We start from the raw sequence: 15,461 nt of genomic DNA on the forward strand, positions 1-15,461 counted from the left end.
AATAAAAGGAAAAAATTATAAAAAAGAAGGTTTGTAATATCAACTGGGTAAATAGAAAAATAGGAGTTAATTTATAACTCCTAATCTTCCATTACAATATTTCTATTAATCCATACTTACCACAATAAACTCACTACGGCGGTTAGCTTGATGTTGTTCTTCAGTGCAAGGCACTCCATTTGAGCAACCATTTACTAATTGCGTTTCTCCATAGCCTTTCGCTTTCAATCGCTTGCGGTCAATACCTTGCTTAACTATCCATTCAAGAGTTGCTTTAGCTCGGCGGTCAGATAAAGCTAAGTTATAAGCATCTGTAGCTCGGCTATCGGTGTGCGAACGAATATCTATCTTCATCTTAGGATATTGTTTCATCACTTCCACAATCTTAGCTAATTCTACCGCTGCATCTGGTCTGATGTTCGACTTGTTTAAATCGAAGTATATTTCTTTTATCTCAAATACTTTAGCTAAATCAGTATCCTTTGAGATAGCTATTTCTCTCGGTTTTAACAAAAACTCGTAGAAGATATCTCCTTCTTTACCCGTTAATACTTTCACTTCTGTGGTTTCATATTTATCTTTTTCAGCTCTTAGGTAATAATATAATTCTTTACAATCCACCTTCTTGAATGCAAAAGTACCATCTTCTTTAGTTCTTTGAGTATCTACCTGTTTCATTGTTCTATCTGATAGCACTATAAGAGCATCTACAATAACGCTTTTTGTATTAGCATCTTTCAGTACTCCTTTCAGCATTTTCTCACAGTCAAAGGATAAAGGTTTCTCTTCATAAAAGCTGTAAATATCATCTTTACCCTTTCCTCCAGCTCTGTTAGAACTTAAAAATCCTATCCTACTGTCACTATCCATTATAAAACAAAAATCATCATCAGCACTATTACCTGGCTTACCTATATTAATAGGTTTTGATACAGTTCCGTCTTCATAAAACTTTACTGCAAAGATATCCAAACCTCCTAACCCTGGAAAACCATCTGATGAGTAATACAACACATTGTTCTTAGAGATAAAAGGGAAAGATTCACGTCCCGACGTATTAATAACATCTCCTAAATTTTCGGGTCTACCGTATTTATTATTTCCTAAAATCTCTACGCGAAAGATATCCGAACTCCCTAAGGTTCCTTTCATATCTGAAGCAAAATAAAGATATTTTTCATCAGGACTCAAGGCTGGGTGTGCCACATTGTATTGGTTACTATTAAATGGCACCTCTACCACATTCCCCCAATCACCTTTTTCATCTTTCGTTGCTTTAAGTATTTTTAGTAAGATAGTATTTTCTCCATTCGTTCCTATCTTTTTATTTATATAGTTATTACGGGTAAAATACACTGTTTTTCCATCTTTTGTAAACACAGCCGTAGATTCATTAAACTTTGTATTTAAAGCTGATGAAAAAGGTTTCTTATTACTTAATTCTTGCTTACTGCGGTCTGCTATATACAGGTCATAAAAACTCTCTCCTGTCCATTGTGAAATTCCTCCTTTAGAAGCTCTACCGCTATTAGCTGCTGCAAAAACTATTTTATCACCATAAAAAGCTGTCCCATATTCTGAATATTCGGTGTTAATAGCTACTGGGTGTAATTGCAAACGTCCTGAGTTACTCTCTATCACTTCCCGATAGTCCTTATTCTCTTCATAAAGTACAGCACGCGTATCATTATTACCTGTAAGCTCAGCAAACTGAGACATTAGCTTATTTGCTTCGTCATATTTCCCTACTGATTTTAGTACTTGTGCATAGCGATAGTAATATTCAGGTTTGATTTTATATTTCTTATTCTCAAATAGCTGTTTGTACCAAGGTAATGCTTTCTTGTATTCGGCATTGTAGTAGTATGAATTACCAAGATTTTCTAATATATCTTGATTCACAAATCCTTTCTTAGCAATGCTTTCATATATTTTTATAGCATCAACATAAGCAAAGTTTTTATACATTTCCTTTGCTTTTTGCAACTCTTTCTCATTCTGGGCAAACAGTACAGATATTCCACAAAATAACGCTATTATAAAAGTGTATTTTCTCATCAACAATTCAATTTTAAGTAATTTATAAAGGCTTATACTCTCTGTTCTCCTTCCTAACTAAAAGAAACGAGGAGACACTATTTTCTTATAGGTTTTGAGCAGTTCATAACGCAAAAAGATTTCGTGTGAACCTGAATTATATTTTGATAATTCAGTCGTCTCAAAGTCATAAGCATATCCCGCAAACCAACGTTCACTTATCTGAAAACCTGCCATTACACTCACTGCTGCCGACCATCTGTAAGCTGCCCCCAACACAAACTTCTCATTAAACATAAAGTTTGCCGATAAGTCCAATTGCAAGGGTGCTCCAAAAGCTATCTTAGAAAGCACTGCGGGTTTGAATTTTGTGTTCTCTGACAAGTTGAACACATAACCACCGATTAAATACATATGCTGCGTATTCTTCAACACAGACACTGAACTCTTGTTGTAATGAGTGGTTTCCAACATATTAGGCACTGAAAACCCTAAATAATACTTATCTGTATACCAATAAATACCCGCTCCTATATTGGGAGAAAAAACGCTCTCACTGCCCGATAAGTTAGGGTCTGCTTGGTCTTGTTTGGTTAGCTCATCATAATTTATTTGAAATAAGCTACCCGAACCATTGATACCAAAAGCTAATTTAGAGTTCTCAAAGTTCAAAGTATATGAAAAATCAATCGTTAAATCCGTTTGATTTTGAGGTCCTATACTCTCTCTAAAAATACTTCCTCCCAAACCTACATTGCGTAAGCTCTCCATTGGTTGGTGATAACTAATGCTTCCATTAGTGGGGGCTCCTTTGATGCCTACCCATTGGGTACGAAACATACCAAAGAAACTGCCTACCTCTCTCGAGCCTGTATAAGCTGGGTTAAACATCATAGTGTTGTACATATACTGGGTATATTGCGACTCTTGTTGTCCATATACCCCTACACTAAACATTGTTAATACTAAAATAAACGCTTTTTTAATCATTTTTAAACTATGTATTACTTAAATTTTATTCTTTATTATTGTAAATCAGTTAGATAGTAAATCTAACTGACTTTTATTTCGGCAAAAGTACAACTTTTTTACATTTCTACCACTTTTTACACAATATTTTATATCTATACCCTTATTATTTTTGTATATACAGCCACCCTATTTGTGTTTCTTTTCGTTGAGCATCGTAATATTCTAACACATAGTAGTAAGTTCCTAAGGGCATTTTATCTCCTTTTAATACGCGAGAAGTATTGTCATATCCTTTTATATCAAACACTTTTTCACCTGCCCGATTATATACCTTAACTCTATTATTGAGGTAATGCTCTATTCCTCTGATATAAAAACAATCATTTTTTCCATCTCCGTTTGCTGATAAGCCATTGTAAACAGTAATTCTTTTTAATTCACTTGTTGTTGTAAAAGTGTCTGCTTTTACCTCTATTTTGGCTACTGAACTTGTTACAGTGCCACATCTGTCGGTTATAGTCACATAATAATACCTCTCCCCTACTGTTTCAGTTGAAGGTGTATAACTATTCGCGCGAGAATCTATTGCCTTACCACCGATATTTGTATTCATAGTACTCTCATACCACTGATACACAGGTGTAGTGGTACCCTTCACTATTACATATAAAGGCGATGGTAAAGCTTTCTGAATATAAACACCTGAGGTAGGTTGTTGTTCGATAGTTAAATAATTCACCTTCAATATTGCTTCCTCAGAGTACTGAACGGTAGCAGTTTTTACGTCTGTATAACTATATTTCACCCTATACTTATTCCCGTTTAAGTCAGCATTGACAGCTTCAAAAACTAAGGTTACTTTATCTCCTCTTCTAACAGAGCCCTTTTCCGTATCTATATTCTTCCATTGGGTGCTTTTATTAGTTAATTCTTGCCACTGATAGCCGATGTTTTTTCCTGTAGCACTTGCTGAGATAAGTTTAGCCTCAGAAGTAAATACAGCTCTTTCTCCATTGCATAACACTTGACTCTCAGGTTGTGTTACAACAACAATATCAGGTGTTACTCCTTTTTCATTTTCTACATTATACACAAGTTGTTGTATATTGCATTCCATTAAATTATCATTACAACTCCTGCCTGCATAAACCTCAACGGTAAAATGTGTCATATCGAAGTTAGTCACTCGGTATTCCAATCGATAAACCATATCTGTATAGGCTCGTAGCTCACTTAAAGAATAATACTTCTTGCCTTGCACATCTTGGGCTGTGATAACTCTTTGCTCTTTCTGTTTAATAGGGTCTACTGCTAACAATCTCAATACTTCTATACCTTGTATATTGGGGAGCATAAGCCAAATATTATCTATGGGCTCCCTATTCAAATTTTGTAACCTAAAGTCTATAAAAAAGGTCGTGTTATGTATTTTTATATTCTGAGGGGTGATAGACTGCAAAGTAATAGAGCGCTGTCCCCCATAAAGCAAAGTATTCGATGTATTCTGTTTTGTAATCTTTGTCTCTCCACTATTGGCATAATGATAATAGAAACCTTCATAGGTTACCCCCATAATTACTAATTGATTATGGTTAAAGGCTTCTTCTTCGCTTGTGCATACTTTTGCTTTACAAGTAGGCTGTACAAAAACTTCTATATACTGAGTCTCATCATTTTGTCCCGAAATAATTTCTGGCGGTAAATATCCCTCCGTTCCTTTCATAGGGTTAGTATAAGTATACACTTTAAAATCCTTATCTTCATTCGTTGTAAAGCTTTCTAACGGAATATGCACTACATTAGTTGCCGTGTTTTCTAAATAATGATACGCCACCGGCTTTACCAAATCATAACCCTTAGGCACTTTTATCTCTATAATCTTTACAAGCCTCTTAGGACGATATTCATCTTTAAATATTCTATCGGTAGTCTGCTGAATAACACTACTCTCTGTCTTATTTCGTAGAGAAAATAACACACAATCTTTCATCTTATAGCAAGAATAAACATCTTCATCAGGTATATTTACAATATAAAATACACTCTTACTCTCTTCTCCACAATGCAATTCCTCCGTATGATAACCTCTTTCATTTATGTTTTGTTCTTTTGTTCCATCAATTCTATAAAAAAAAGAACCTATCTCTTCTTTTAATTGAGAGGTTGAAGTAACATCTTCAGCAGTACAACTCTCCACTTGATAAGTAACAACGGCAGTAAATTTCTCATCTGCTAAAACTCCTCGAGAAGGTAATGCCTCTGTTAAATTCCACAAGAAATAATTATTTTCATCATCGGTGGTCTGACGAAGGACACCCTGCTTGGCAACCAATGTTATAAGATGTTCTCCTATCTTTAAACTAACCTGTTTAGGTAATAATACCACTGTTTTAGGTACCTGCACATAATAATAAAGATTCTTAGTAGAGCCCCCTAATTGTACACCCTCCGATATTATTTCAATATCGTCTAAGTAAAGTGCTCGTTTGCGGTCTTCTTGTCTCACTTTTGCACGCTTTTGCCGTTGGGTCATTGTATAATCTGTCCAACCATACGAATTTTCAGCCCTTTCTATTGTTGTTGAAAGTGTTTTAGGGGCATTCTCAAAGCACACATCAGGACACTTGGCAACTATCGCCCTTTCTGTACAAATATAGGGTATTTTGCAATAAGTATTATACCTATTCTTATCCATTTGCCAAATTGAATATTGCAAAGAAACCTTGTTTGCCTTGCAAGTTGTTAAAATCATATCAGAAGTGATATATCCCCAAACCTCATCTGCTGTGGTATAACTGAATGTTCCTCCCGAAGGGACATCAGGCAGAGTTATTGCAGATGCTACCAAACCCCCATAAGCATCGGCTTTATAAAACTTTATATTCATCATTGCCATTCCTTCGGGTAACAACAGCTCATAACGATACTTCCTTTCTGCTATTTCTTTGTGATGTGATTGTAATTGTTGAATATTGTCTTGTGTAGTTACAGAAGCAGTAAAAGATATTGAAGCCGGTATAGGTTGGTTAAGTGCTAATAAGGTAGGAAATTTTGAAGTGTCTTTCACTTCTTTTATTTTTCGTTTAAAAGTATGGTCACTTAATGACTCTTGTTTATGAAAAGAAATACCACACAAGTTATGGTAAGAAAGCTCAGCAATAATACTTACTGCAAATATCCCTTCGGTAGATGATAAACAGGGAATATTATCATTTCTAACTAAATCAAAACGTATTTCTAACTTTTCTTCTGGTGCCAAATCATCTCTTATCCCGTCACCATCTTCATCAGTAAGACCTATATTGCTTTGTCCTAATGCTAAATCCTTAAAACTTTCTAATTCAGCAAAGCTAATGATGCGTTTTCCTAACACACCATCAGGCATTTGTATGGCTTTATCAGGGATAATGATTTCTTTTTTCTCACTATCTATAATACGGAAATTCGTGGGTTTATAAGCCTTAAATTTCACCAAATCCTCTTCTTCATAAAGGGTCAGTTGAAGGTCATAAGCCGTTGCATTCCCTTTATTAATGTATTGTGCAGTAAACATTCCCAAAGTATTTCCACAGAAGCCTTCACTCCATTTAAAATAAGTTGCTGTACTCTGTGGATTTAAAATAACATTAGGTTTTTCATCAGTTGCCACTTGCATTGTAATCGATTGAACAGCACTACTCACTTCATATAATTCCAAAGGATTTTCTCCCCAATAAGCCTCATAACGCACCTCTCCATTGGCTTTACAACCTTTCGCCGTATACTCTTCTGTAATCCAAACTCCTTCCTTCTCTTTTAATCCTTCCGAAATTCGTATCACATACAAATTCTCTCCTCCATTTTGCCCTATATGCTGTGGCACTTTACTTATGGGAGCAAGTACTTTTTTATTGTAAATCATTTTTCGTGTTTTAACCCCTAATGGGTGTTTCACCGAAAAATAAATATCGTTTATGATACCTACTCTTTTTCCCTCTATGGTTTTATTCTCAATACTGAATACTCTCGAATAATCCCCCATAGGATTCTCTTTCACCTTTTGTGTAGTAATTTGCAGATTAGGAGTATTTAAAAAATATTCATTAGATTTTTTAGTAGCAACCGTTACCTCATCAATCATTACCCCCACTTCATCTTGAAGAGATAGATGTGTTTTCAGATAGCTGTACCCTCTTTTAGTAATTCTGCGTTTCACTAAAAGATGTGTTGTACTTCCTGGTCTACTTAGTACAGTAAGCACAGGGTTATTAGGTAAATTTATATCTTTGGGAGTAACTTTTCGTATGGCACTATTCTTTTCAAGAGTATATCCCGCATATTCAATTCCTTTAGGAAAAGTAAATCTTACATCTATCTTTTCTTTATCTTTAGGAAAAATAATTCTCACGGAAATATAAGTATCTTCCTGAAAACCAGAAGTAGTAAATTTTATATTCTCTGAAATTACAGTTTTTAGTTGCTGTGCTTTAAGAATCTCTGTTGAAGAAAAGAGTATAAGTAGTAGTATTAGAGTAAATACATTTACTGTTCGTTTAAAATCCCACATCATTATTAAGCCTTAAAAAACTTTATTTTGCAAGGCAAAATTAGGTCTTCAGCCATAAAAACACAAGATTTTTAACATTTATTTTTTATCAGTGACTAATAAATATATTATTCATCTATAATAGCTGTCATTACAATACCCGTTTAGCAGGTATCAGCAATTGGGAAATAAGTGAATAAAGAAACCTTTTTAATATATCTCTCCTTCACTTTACTTCCACTTTACATTCGTTGTTCCTTCGTTTATCGTTCGTCTTTTGTTCGTCTTTTGTTCGTTGTAGAGCCACTGTAGACCCACTGTAGACCCACTCATAGTTCGTTTATCCTATAAGCTCTGTATAAGTTACCCCTAATTTCACCATTAACCATTAACCATTAACCATTAACCATTAACCATTAATCATTAATCATCTTCTATTTAATTCCTTTGTCATCAACCCATCTTGTATATTGCTTTTTCCCTTGTAGGTGTTGCATATAGGTACGCGAAAATTTGTGATAACCGTAGTTTTCAGTATCAGCAACAAAAAAGAGATAATCGTGTTGCTCAGGGTTGAGCACAGCTTCAATACTCGATATATCGGGCATCGTGATAAGTCCCACAGGTAAACCGTAATTCCGATAAGTATTATAGGGGTTTTGCAAACTTGTATGCACCTCGGTAACGCGTTTTATTACCATATTGTAATCACCCGTATGGTTTTTCATAGCAAAGATAGCAGTAGGGTCAGCCTGCAATTTCATATTGATATGTAAGCGGTTCAAGTAAACCCCTGCTATGCGCGGACGCTCGTCTACCTTAGCTGTTTCTTTCTGCACAATTGATGCCAATATACTCACTTCTATAGGAGTAAGCCCTTGCTTTTGGGCTTGAGCTTTGCGTTCAGGCGTCCAAAAACGCTCATATTCTTTGAGCATACGGTCACGAAATTCTTCGGCAGAGGTATTCCAATAGAACTCATACGTATTGGGGATATACATTGCCAATGCAGTAGCATCGGTGAAACCGTTTTCTTTGAGGAAGTTAGCGTCTAAAAAAGCACGCATTAAAGTAGTGCTATCAGGCTCTATTTGTGCAGCGATACGTCCTGCAAAGTCTTCTAATCGCTCCTGATTGTTGAATTTGAGTTTTACTGGGGTATTACGATTGCGAAGAGTGCGTACGATATCTATATTGGTTGCCCCTTTTTTGATGATGTATTTACCTGCTTTTACTTTATCAGCATAGCCTATACACTTGGCTACTTGGATAAAAGAAGTACGGTCTTTCAACAAGGGACTCATCACGTACAACACATCGCTAAAATCGGCTCCTGTAGGGATATATACTATTTCTTCTTTGGTTTGAAAAGCTGTATTGCTCACCAGTACAGCGCGATAAATAAAGAAGCCTAATACGGCTATCACGGCAATCACCGCTCCTATAATCCATTTTTTCATAGTTGTTTTTCTATTTTAAAATTTCCATTCTATGGTTTTGTCTTCTTTTTCTCTAAAATCCTTCTCTTTAGCAATCTCATTTTGCAAATGTTTAGTATACTGACTAAACATAAAAGCATTATATGCCTCAAAGTTTTCGTTTGTTCGCACAGAGTTCAAAGCCTCGTAATAAGCTGCTTTATCCTCTGCAAATACAATACCCAAAGGCAAACCATACCACTGTTGAATAAAGTTCATCAGCAGGCGTGAGGTTCTGCCGTTGCCATCAAGAAAAGGGTGAATGTTCACTAACTCATAATGAGCATAAAATGACAGTGCTAATTGAGCTTCTTCGGTAGTTTGCTTAGGGAGTAGTTCATTTAGTTTTTTTACTAACTGCTCTAATGTTGCCGGTACTTTTTCAAAACTCATAAACGATACACCTCCTGCGGTTACTCTCACCTTACGCAATTCACCTTTGCTGGCATCTACAGTACCTAAGGCATTAGTAAGCACTTCTCCTGTAGTTTTCATCACTTTGGCAGCTATTTCCTGAATAAAAGTTACTGATAGAAGTCGTTGTTGTGTAGCTTCTTTTAGTACAAAATTCAATGCCTCATAATGATCTTTAGTTTGATTGGCAAACAATAGAGGCTTACCATTAGGAGTGTTGCCTTCTTCAATCAGTACGCGAGTTTCGTTTAAAGTTAAAGTAGAGCCTTCTATACGGGTAGAGTGACTGGTAATAAGAATCTTGTTGAACTCATTATAATTCAACGAGGATTCTAAACCAAGTGCTCTGTAGGTTTGTATAATTTCTGGAATAGTCATTGGCTTCTATCTTTTAAACAACTGGCACCCCCATTTTGGGATGAGATAAACCCCTATGAGGCAGGTTACCATTACGGGAGAATAAGAATGGGTGAAATAGCTTATTAGGATATGCCATACCAAAAAGAAACTCAATCCTGCGAGGTATATCCCAAGAGCAATTCTTGTAGCTTTTTCGTTCTTTCGACATAAAAAAGCAATGACCGCTACCAAAACAAGTTGTCCTATGGAAGCTCCTATAAAATATTCAGGGTGAGCTTTTGCTAAATGGGCATTCTCTAAAATTCTTGAAAACTGCAACCAAGAGGGTATCTTATCTACAAAGTCAATATACCATTGCCAGAATGAAATACTCTCTTCTACTTGATGCAAAGCGTGTAGTCCCATTATGGGTAGCCACAAATGTATGTATCTATTGGTTTGCATATACTTCTGCTTTTAATGTGGTAATATAGTTTTGTTGTATCCGTTTTAAATTCCAAAAGAGAGGCGCTATGAGTCTTAAAAAGAAGTTTTTAATATGTATTTTCTCTTGAAAGCAAACTTTAGTACCTCCGTTATACGATTCAAACTTTCCTTCCCATTCTCCATAAAATAGTTTGTGTTGCATTGTAAAGGCATAATACTCATTTTCTTTCTTCTGAATATTCTTAAAAAACGTGTGTCCCCCACCTTTGTAATATTCAATAAAACCGTCTTCTAATAACTCAATGTTTTCCACTTCCTTTCGCCACTGAAAGTTCTTATTATCAGTAACAATATTATATACCAATGCTACAGGTGCATCAATCACATCAGTTACGATTGAAATTAGAAAGGGTTTCATTTTTGAAATCTTTTATGTGATGGCAAAGATACTAAAAAAAAGAAAAACCGAAAACTTTATACTATAAAAGTACCAAATCTTCGGTTTAAAAAATATTATGAATACAAAAATTCTATGATAGGCTTTGTCAAATTTTGAGATTTTGACAAAGTTTTTTGCTATTCTTGACGTGGTTTTTGGTTATTATTGTGTCCTTTAGGGCGGTCGTTACGAGGTTTACCGTTGTAAGGTTTATCTGATTTTGGGCGGTCTTCTCTCGCTGGACGGTCAGGGCGCTCTTCGCGTGGTGGACGTGGCAACAAGGCTTTGCGTGATACTCTTGTTTTCTTGGTTTTAGGGTCGATACCAAGGTATTTCACTTCTATGATATCACCTTCTTTAAGAGCATCTTCTATTTTGTCGATTCTATCCCAAGATACTTCAGAGATGTGGAGCAAAGAGTCTTTACCAGGAACAAACTCTACAAAAGCCCCAAATTCTACCAAGCGCACTACTTTTACAGTGTAAGTTTCTCCTTCTACAGGTTCAAATTTCACTGCGTTTACTGCCTCAATAGCTTCTTGAATACCAGCTTCGTCGGTACCTAAGATTTCTATGATGCCCAATTCGCCCACTTCTTCTACCACAATAGTAGTATTTGTGCGCGCTTGCAAATCTTGAATGTTCTTACCACCCGTACCGATAAATGCTCCGATGTATTCCTTAGGCATATCCATCTTAACAATTTTAGGTGCGTGAGGTTTCACTGTTGGGTTAGGTTTGGCAATAGTATCAGTGATTTTGCCTAAGATGTGCATACGTCCTTCGCGGGCTTGGTTCAAAGCTTTTTCGAGTATTTCGTAAGAAAGACCTTTGATTTTGATGTCCATTTGGCAAGCGGTAATACCATCGGCGGTACCGGTTACTTTGAAGTCCATATCACCTAAGTGGTCTTCATCACCTAAGATATCGGAAAGTACTGCATAACGCTCGCCATCGGTGATGAGTCCCATAGCAATACCCGATACAGGTTTTACCATTTGTACCCCTGAATCCATCAAGGCTAAAGTACCTGCACATACGGTAGCCATAGATGATGAACCGTTAGATTCCAAAATCTCGGATACTACACGCACGGTATATGGGCAATCCTCAGGAATCATACGTTTGAGGGCGCGTTGTGCTAAGTTACCGTGACCTATCTCACGACGTGATGTTCCGCGTAACGGACGTGCTTCACCTGTTGAGAAAGGAGGGAAGTTGTAATGCAAGTAGAAACGTTCTTCACTTTGTTCTGAAGGCAAATCGATTACGTTTGCTTCGCGTGAAGTTCCCAACGTAACGGTAGTAAGCGATTGGGTTTCACCACGTGTAAAGATAGATGAACCGTGTGCTGATGGCAAATAGCCTACTTCACACCAAATAGGGCGTATTTGGGTAGTGTTACGACCGTCTAAACGAATATTTTCGTTTAAGATAAGGTTGCGCACAGCTTCTTTTTCAGCCTCGTCAAAATAACGAGTGATGATAGGTGTGAGTTCTTCTAATTCTTCTTCGGTGAAGAGTGCCAAGCATTCTTCTTTTACCGCATTGAACTTCTCGCCACGTTCTTGTTTGGTTGTATTTTCTTTGGCAATTGCATAGCATTTTTTGTAAGCCAAAGGATATACTTTTGCTTTTACCTCTTCGTTTTCAACCTCTGGCTCATAAGTACGTTTTTCGGTCTTACCTACTTTTTCAGCCAAATGCAATTGTGCCTCAATATGAGGTTTGATAGCCTCGTGTGCAAATTTGATAGCTTCAGCCATATCCTTTTCACTCACCTCGTCCATTTCACCTTCTACCATTGCCACAAAGTCTTTAGAAGCACCTACCATAATATCAATATCAGAAGCTTCTAATTGTTCACGGCTTGGATTTACGATAAATTTACCGTTTACACGACCTACGCGTACTTCGGAAATAGGACCATCGAACGGAATATCGGACACTGCCAAACAAGCAGAGGCAGCAAGACCTGCCAAAGCGTCGGGCATTACATTCTCGTCGTGAGAAATAAGCTGAATCATCACCTGAGTTTCAGCGTGATAATCTTTAGGGAATAGTGGACGCAATACGCGGTCTACCAAGCGCATTGTAAGTATTTCTTGGTCGCTAGGGCGCGTTTCACGTTTGAAAAAGCCCCCAGGGAAACGACCTGCTGCTGCAAACTTCTCACGATAGTCTACAGTAAGAGGCAAAAAGTCAGTTTCAGGATTGATTTCTTTAGCTGATACTACGGTTGCCAATAGCATCGCATTCCCCATTTGCACCACAACAGCACCGTCGGCTTGTTTAGCCAACTTGCCTGTTTCGATAGTGATGGTACGGCCATCACCTAATTCGATGATTTCTTTTTTTACTTCTGGAATCATTCTTTAATTGTTAATTAATAATTAATAATTGTTGTGTTGTGGGCTTTAGGGTCTAACCAATGAAAAACTGCTGTGATAAACAAAAGGAGGCACAAAGCCTCCTTACTATTGCTTATTTTCTGATGTTTAGCTCTTTGATAATCGCACGGTATCTTTCGATATCTGTGTTCTTCAAATAATCGAGCAAACTTCTTCGTCTACCTACTAATTTCACCAAGGAACGCTCGGTATTAAAATCTTTGCGATTTACTTTCAAGTGTTCTGTAAGATGATTGATTCTAAGGGTAAAAAGAGCGATTTGCCCTTCTGCTGAACCAGTGTTGGTTTCTGAACCTGCGTACTTTTTGAAAATTTCCGCTTTTACTTCTTTTGTTAAATACATTCCAATATTAATTTAATGATTATTATGTAATTTTTTTCGGGCGCAAAGATAAAAAGATTTTATAAGCTGTGCAAATTTATAGATAGATTTTTCCTCTTCTCAATTTATCCTTAACCTATACAAAGCTTATAGGAAGCTTGAACGAATCTTGGAAGATTGTTATACAAAGGGTTATGACACATTGATTATCATTAAATTACTAATTTGTTTTTCACTACAAAATATAACATTTTGTATTATATTTTTAGTTTGCTAGCATATTCTTTAACAACTTGCTTATCAAAATAAGGTTCTTCATCTATACGTAAGAGCACGGGGAGTCCTGTTTTATGAAGAATAAACTCCTCGGTAGACGGTGTGGGGGTACCACTGAAAATAATGCCGTAAACGTTGAGTCCTTTGTTTTTAAGGGCCTCATAAGTGAGCATTGTATGATTAATACTACCCAAATAGTGGCGAGAGACGAGCACTACCTTATCGGTGGGGAGGATAAGATCGAGCATAGTATCTTCATCATTTAAAGGAACATAGAGACCTCCTGCTGCTTCAATAATTAATGTGTTATTGGTAGTAGGACGCACAATTTTGGAAAGCTCAATACGAACGCCATCTAACTGAGCAGAAAGATGTGGACTAGCAGGTGTGTGTAGCCCATAACTATTAGGGTGAAATACCGTGCGGGAGTTGCTAATGAGACGTTTTACCTTATGAGTATCGGAGTTTTCTAAATCGCCAGATTGGATTGGTTTCCAATAATCGGCTTGGAGAGCTTCAGTAAGGATAGCCGAAACGACGGTCTTACCGACTTCGGTGGAAATGCCCACCACAAAATAAGTGTCTTTCATTTTGAATGGTTTATTAGTTTTGAAAGTGCAAAAGTACATAAAAAGCACATAGCATAAAATGAAAAAGTAAAAGAATGTTAAAAATATTTTTAAAGATAATTTGGAGGATTTGTTAAAAGTCCTTACTTTTGTTGCTTGAAAATAACCATCAGGAGGCTTCTCCTGACTTAAATAATAGATTATATGAAAGTTACAGTAGTAGGCGCTGGTGCCGTAGGAGCAAGTTGCGCAGAGTACATTGCTATTAAAGACTTCGCGTCTGAAGTAGTTTTAATTGACATCAAAGAAGGTTTTGCCGAAGGTAAAGCTATGGATTTGATGCAAACCGCCTCCCTCAATGGGTTTGACACTCGTATTGTGGGGGTAACCAATGATTATTCAAAAACAGCAGGCAGTGATGTAGCTGTGATTACCTCAGGTATTCCTCGTAAACCAGGTATGACTCGTGAAGAGCTTATCGGTACCAATGCAAACATTGTGAAATCGGTTGTAGAACAATTGGTAAAATACTCACCTAATGTGATTGTGATTGTAGTGAGCAACCCTATGGATACTATGGCTTATTTGGTACATAAAGCTACTAAGTTGCCTAAGAACCACATTATTGGTATGGGTGGAGCACTTGATAGCGCTCGCTTTAAATATCGTTTGGCAGAAGCGCTCAACAGTCCGATTTCAGACGTAGATGGTATGGTAATCGCTGCTCACAGCGATAGTGGTATGTTACCTCTTACTCGTTTGGCAAGCTATCGTGGTGTGCCTGTAACTGAGTTTTTAAGTGCTGACCGCCTCAATCAGGTTGCTGAAGACACTAAAGTAGGTGGCGCGACCCTTACTAAACTCTTGGGAACTTCGGCTTGGTATGCACCAGGGGCTGCCGTATCAGCTTTAGTACAAGCAATCGCTTGCGACCAAAAGAAACTCTTCCCTTGCTCAGTATTGCTCGAAGGAGAATACGGACAAAAGGATGTGTGTGTAGGAGTGCCTGTAATCATCGGTAAAAATGGTGTAGAAAAAATTGTAGAGGTAAAACTCAACGATGCTGAAAAAGCCAAATTTGCTGAAAGTACCGGAGCAGTACGCGAAGTAAACAAAGCGTTAGCAAGCGTATTATAGTTGGGATAGAACAACTATATAAACACTAAAAAAGTGATTATTTTCAAGAGAAAGTAATCACTTTTTTATTTGTTCTATTTGAGTAAAAAACTAAG

General features: G+C 36.9%; 11 protein-coding genes. 1 reads left to right on the top strand and 10 read right to left on the bottom strand.

Going from position 1 to position 15,461, the window contains the following annotated elements; translation table 11 throughout:
* Nucleotides 1-105: 105 nt before the first annotated feature.
* The 10 genes from HMPREF1528_RS04455 to bioD form a co-directional block, all read right to left on the bottom strand.
* Nucleotides 106-2,058 carry an OmpA family protein gene (locus HMPREF1528_RS04455; RefSeq protein WP_016478805.1) on the bottom strand — a complete coding sequence of 651 codons (1,953 nt, stop codon included), beginning with the start codon at nt 2,056-2,058 and terminating at the stop codon, nt 106-108.
* 57 nt (nt 2,059-2,115) lie between these two features.
* Nucleotides 2,116-3,027, bottom strand: a complete 912-nt coding sequence (locus HMPREF1528_RS04460; protein WP_015782758.1) for a type IX secretion system membrane protein PorP/SprF — start codon at nt 3,025-3,027, stop codon at nt 2,116-2,118.
* Nucleotides 3,028-3,172: 145 nt separating this feature from the next.
* Nucleotides 3,173-7,558, bottom strand: coding sequence for a gliding motility-associated C-terminal domain-containing protein (locus tag HMPREF1528_RS04465; RefSeq protein ID WP_232211461.1), 4,386 nt, complete (start codon nt 7,556-7,558; stop codon nt 3,173-3,175).
* A gap of 410 nt (nt 7,559-7,968) precedes the next feature.
* Complete coding sequence (gene mltG, locus HMPREF1528_RS04470) at nt 7,969-8,994, bottom strand: endolytic transglycosylase MltG (protein WP_016478807.1); 1,026 nt, start codon at nt 8,992-8,994, stop codon at nt 7,969-7,971.
* 15 nt (nt 8,995-9,009) lie between these two features.
* Nucleotides 9,010-9,804, bottom strand: a complete 795-nt coding sequence (locus HMPREF1528_RS04475; protein ID WP_016478808.1) for a Fic family protein — start codon at nt 9,802-9,804, stop codon at nt 9,010-9,012.
* A gap of 6 nt (nt 9,805-9,810) precedes the next feature.
* Complete coding sequence (locus tag HMPREF1528_RS04480; RefSeq protein WP_016478809.1) at nt 9,811-10,230, bottom strand: HXXEE domain-containing protein; 420 nt, start codon at nt 10,228-10,230, stop codon at nt 9,811-9,813.
* Nucleotides 10,217-10,630: a hypothetical protein gene (locus HMPREF1528_RS04485; RefSeq protein WP_016478810.1), complete on the bottom strand. Its 414-nt coding sequence runs from the start codon at nt 10,628-10,630 to the stop codon at nt 10,217-10,219. The genes HMPREF1528_RS04480 and HMPREF1528_RS04485 overlap by 14 nt, the downstream gene beginning before the upstream one ends.
* 158 nt (nt 10,631-10,788) lie before the next feature.
* Nucleotides 10,789-13,023 carry a polyribonucleotide nucleotidyltransferase gene (locus HMPREF1528_RS04490; protein WP_016478811.1) on the bottom strand — a complete coding sequence of 745 codons (2,235 nt, stop codon included), beginning with the start codon at nt 13,021-13,023 and terminating at the stop codon, nt 10,789-10,791.
* Between the two features lie 112 nt (nt 13,024-13,135).
* A complete protein-coding gene (rpsO, locus tag HMPREF1528_RS04495; protein WP_002671426.1) occupies nt 13,136-13,405 on the bottom strand; it encodes a 30S ribosomal protein S15 in 270 nt (89 codons plus the stop codon).
* A 236-nt stretch (nt 13,406-13,641) separates the two neighbouring features.
* The gene (gene bioD / locus HMPREF1528_RS04500) at nt 13,642-14,250 is read right to left on the bottom strand and encodes a dethiobiotin synthase (RefSeq protein ID WP_016478812.1); all 609 of its coding nucleotides are present in this window, start codon (nt 14,248-14,250) and stop codon (nt 13,642-13,644) included.
* Between the two features lie 183 nt (nt 14,251-14,433).
* Here bioD and HMPREF1528_RS04505 point away from each other — a divergent pair, with 183 nt between their 5' ends.
* Entirely contained in the window at nt 14,434-15,366 is a 933-nt protein-coding gene (locus HMPREF1528_RS04505; protein ID WP_009418361.1) for a malate dehydrogenase, read from the top strand.
* The last annotated feature ends 95 nt before the right edge of the window (nt 15,367-15,461 follow it).

It is taken from the genome of Capnocytophaga sp. oral taxon 336 str. F0502 (assembly GCF_000411575.1).
GTDB classification, from domain to species: Bacteria; Bacteroidota; Bacteroidia; order Flavobacteriales; family Flavobacteriaceae; genus Capnocytophaga; species Capnocytophaga ochracea.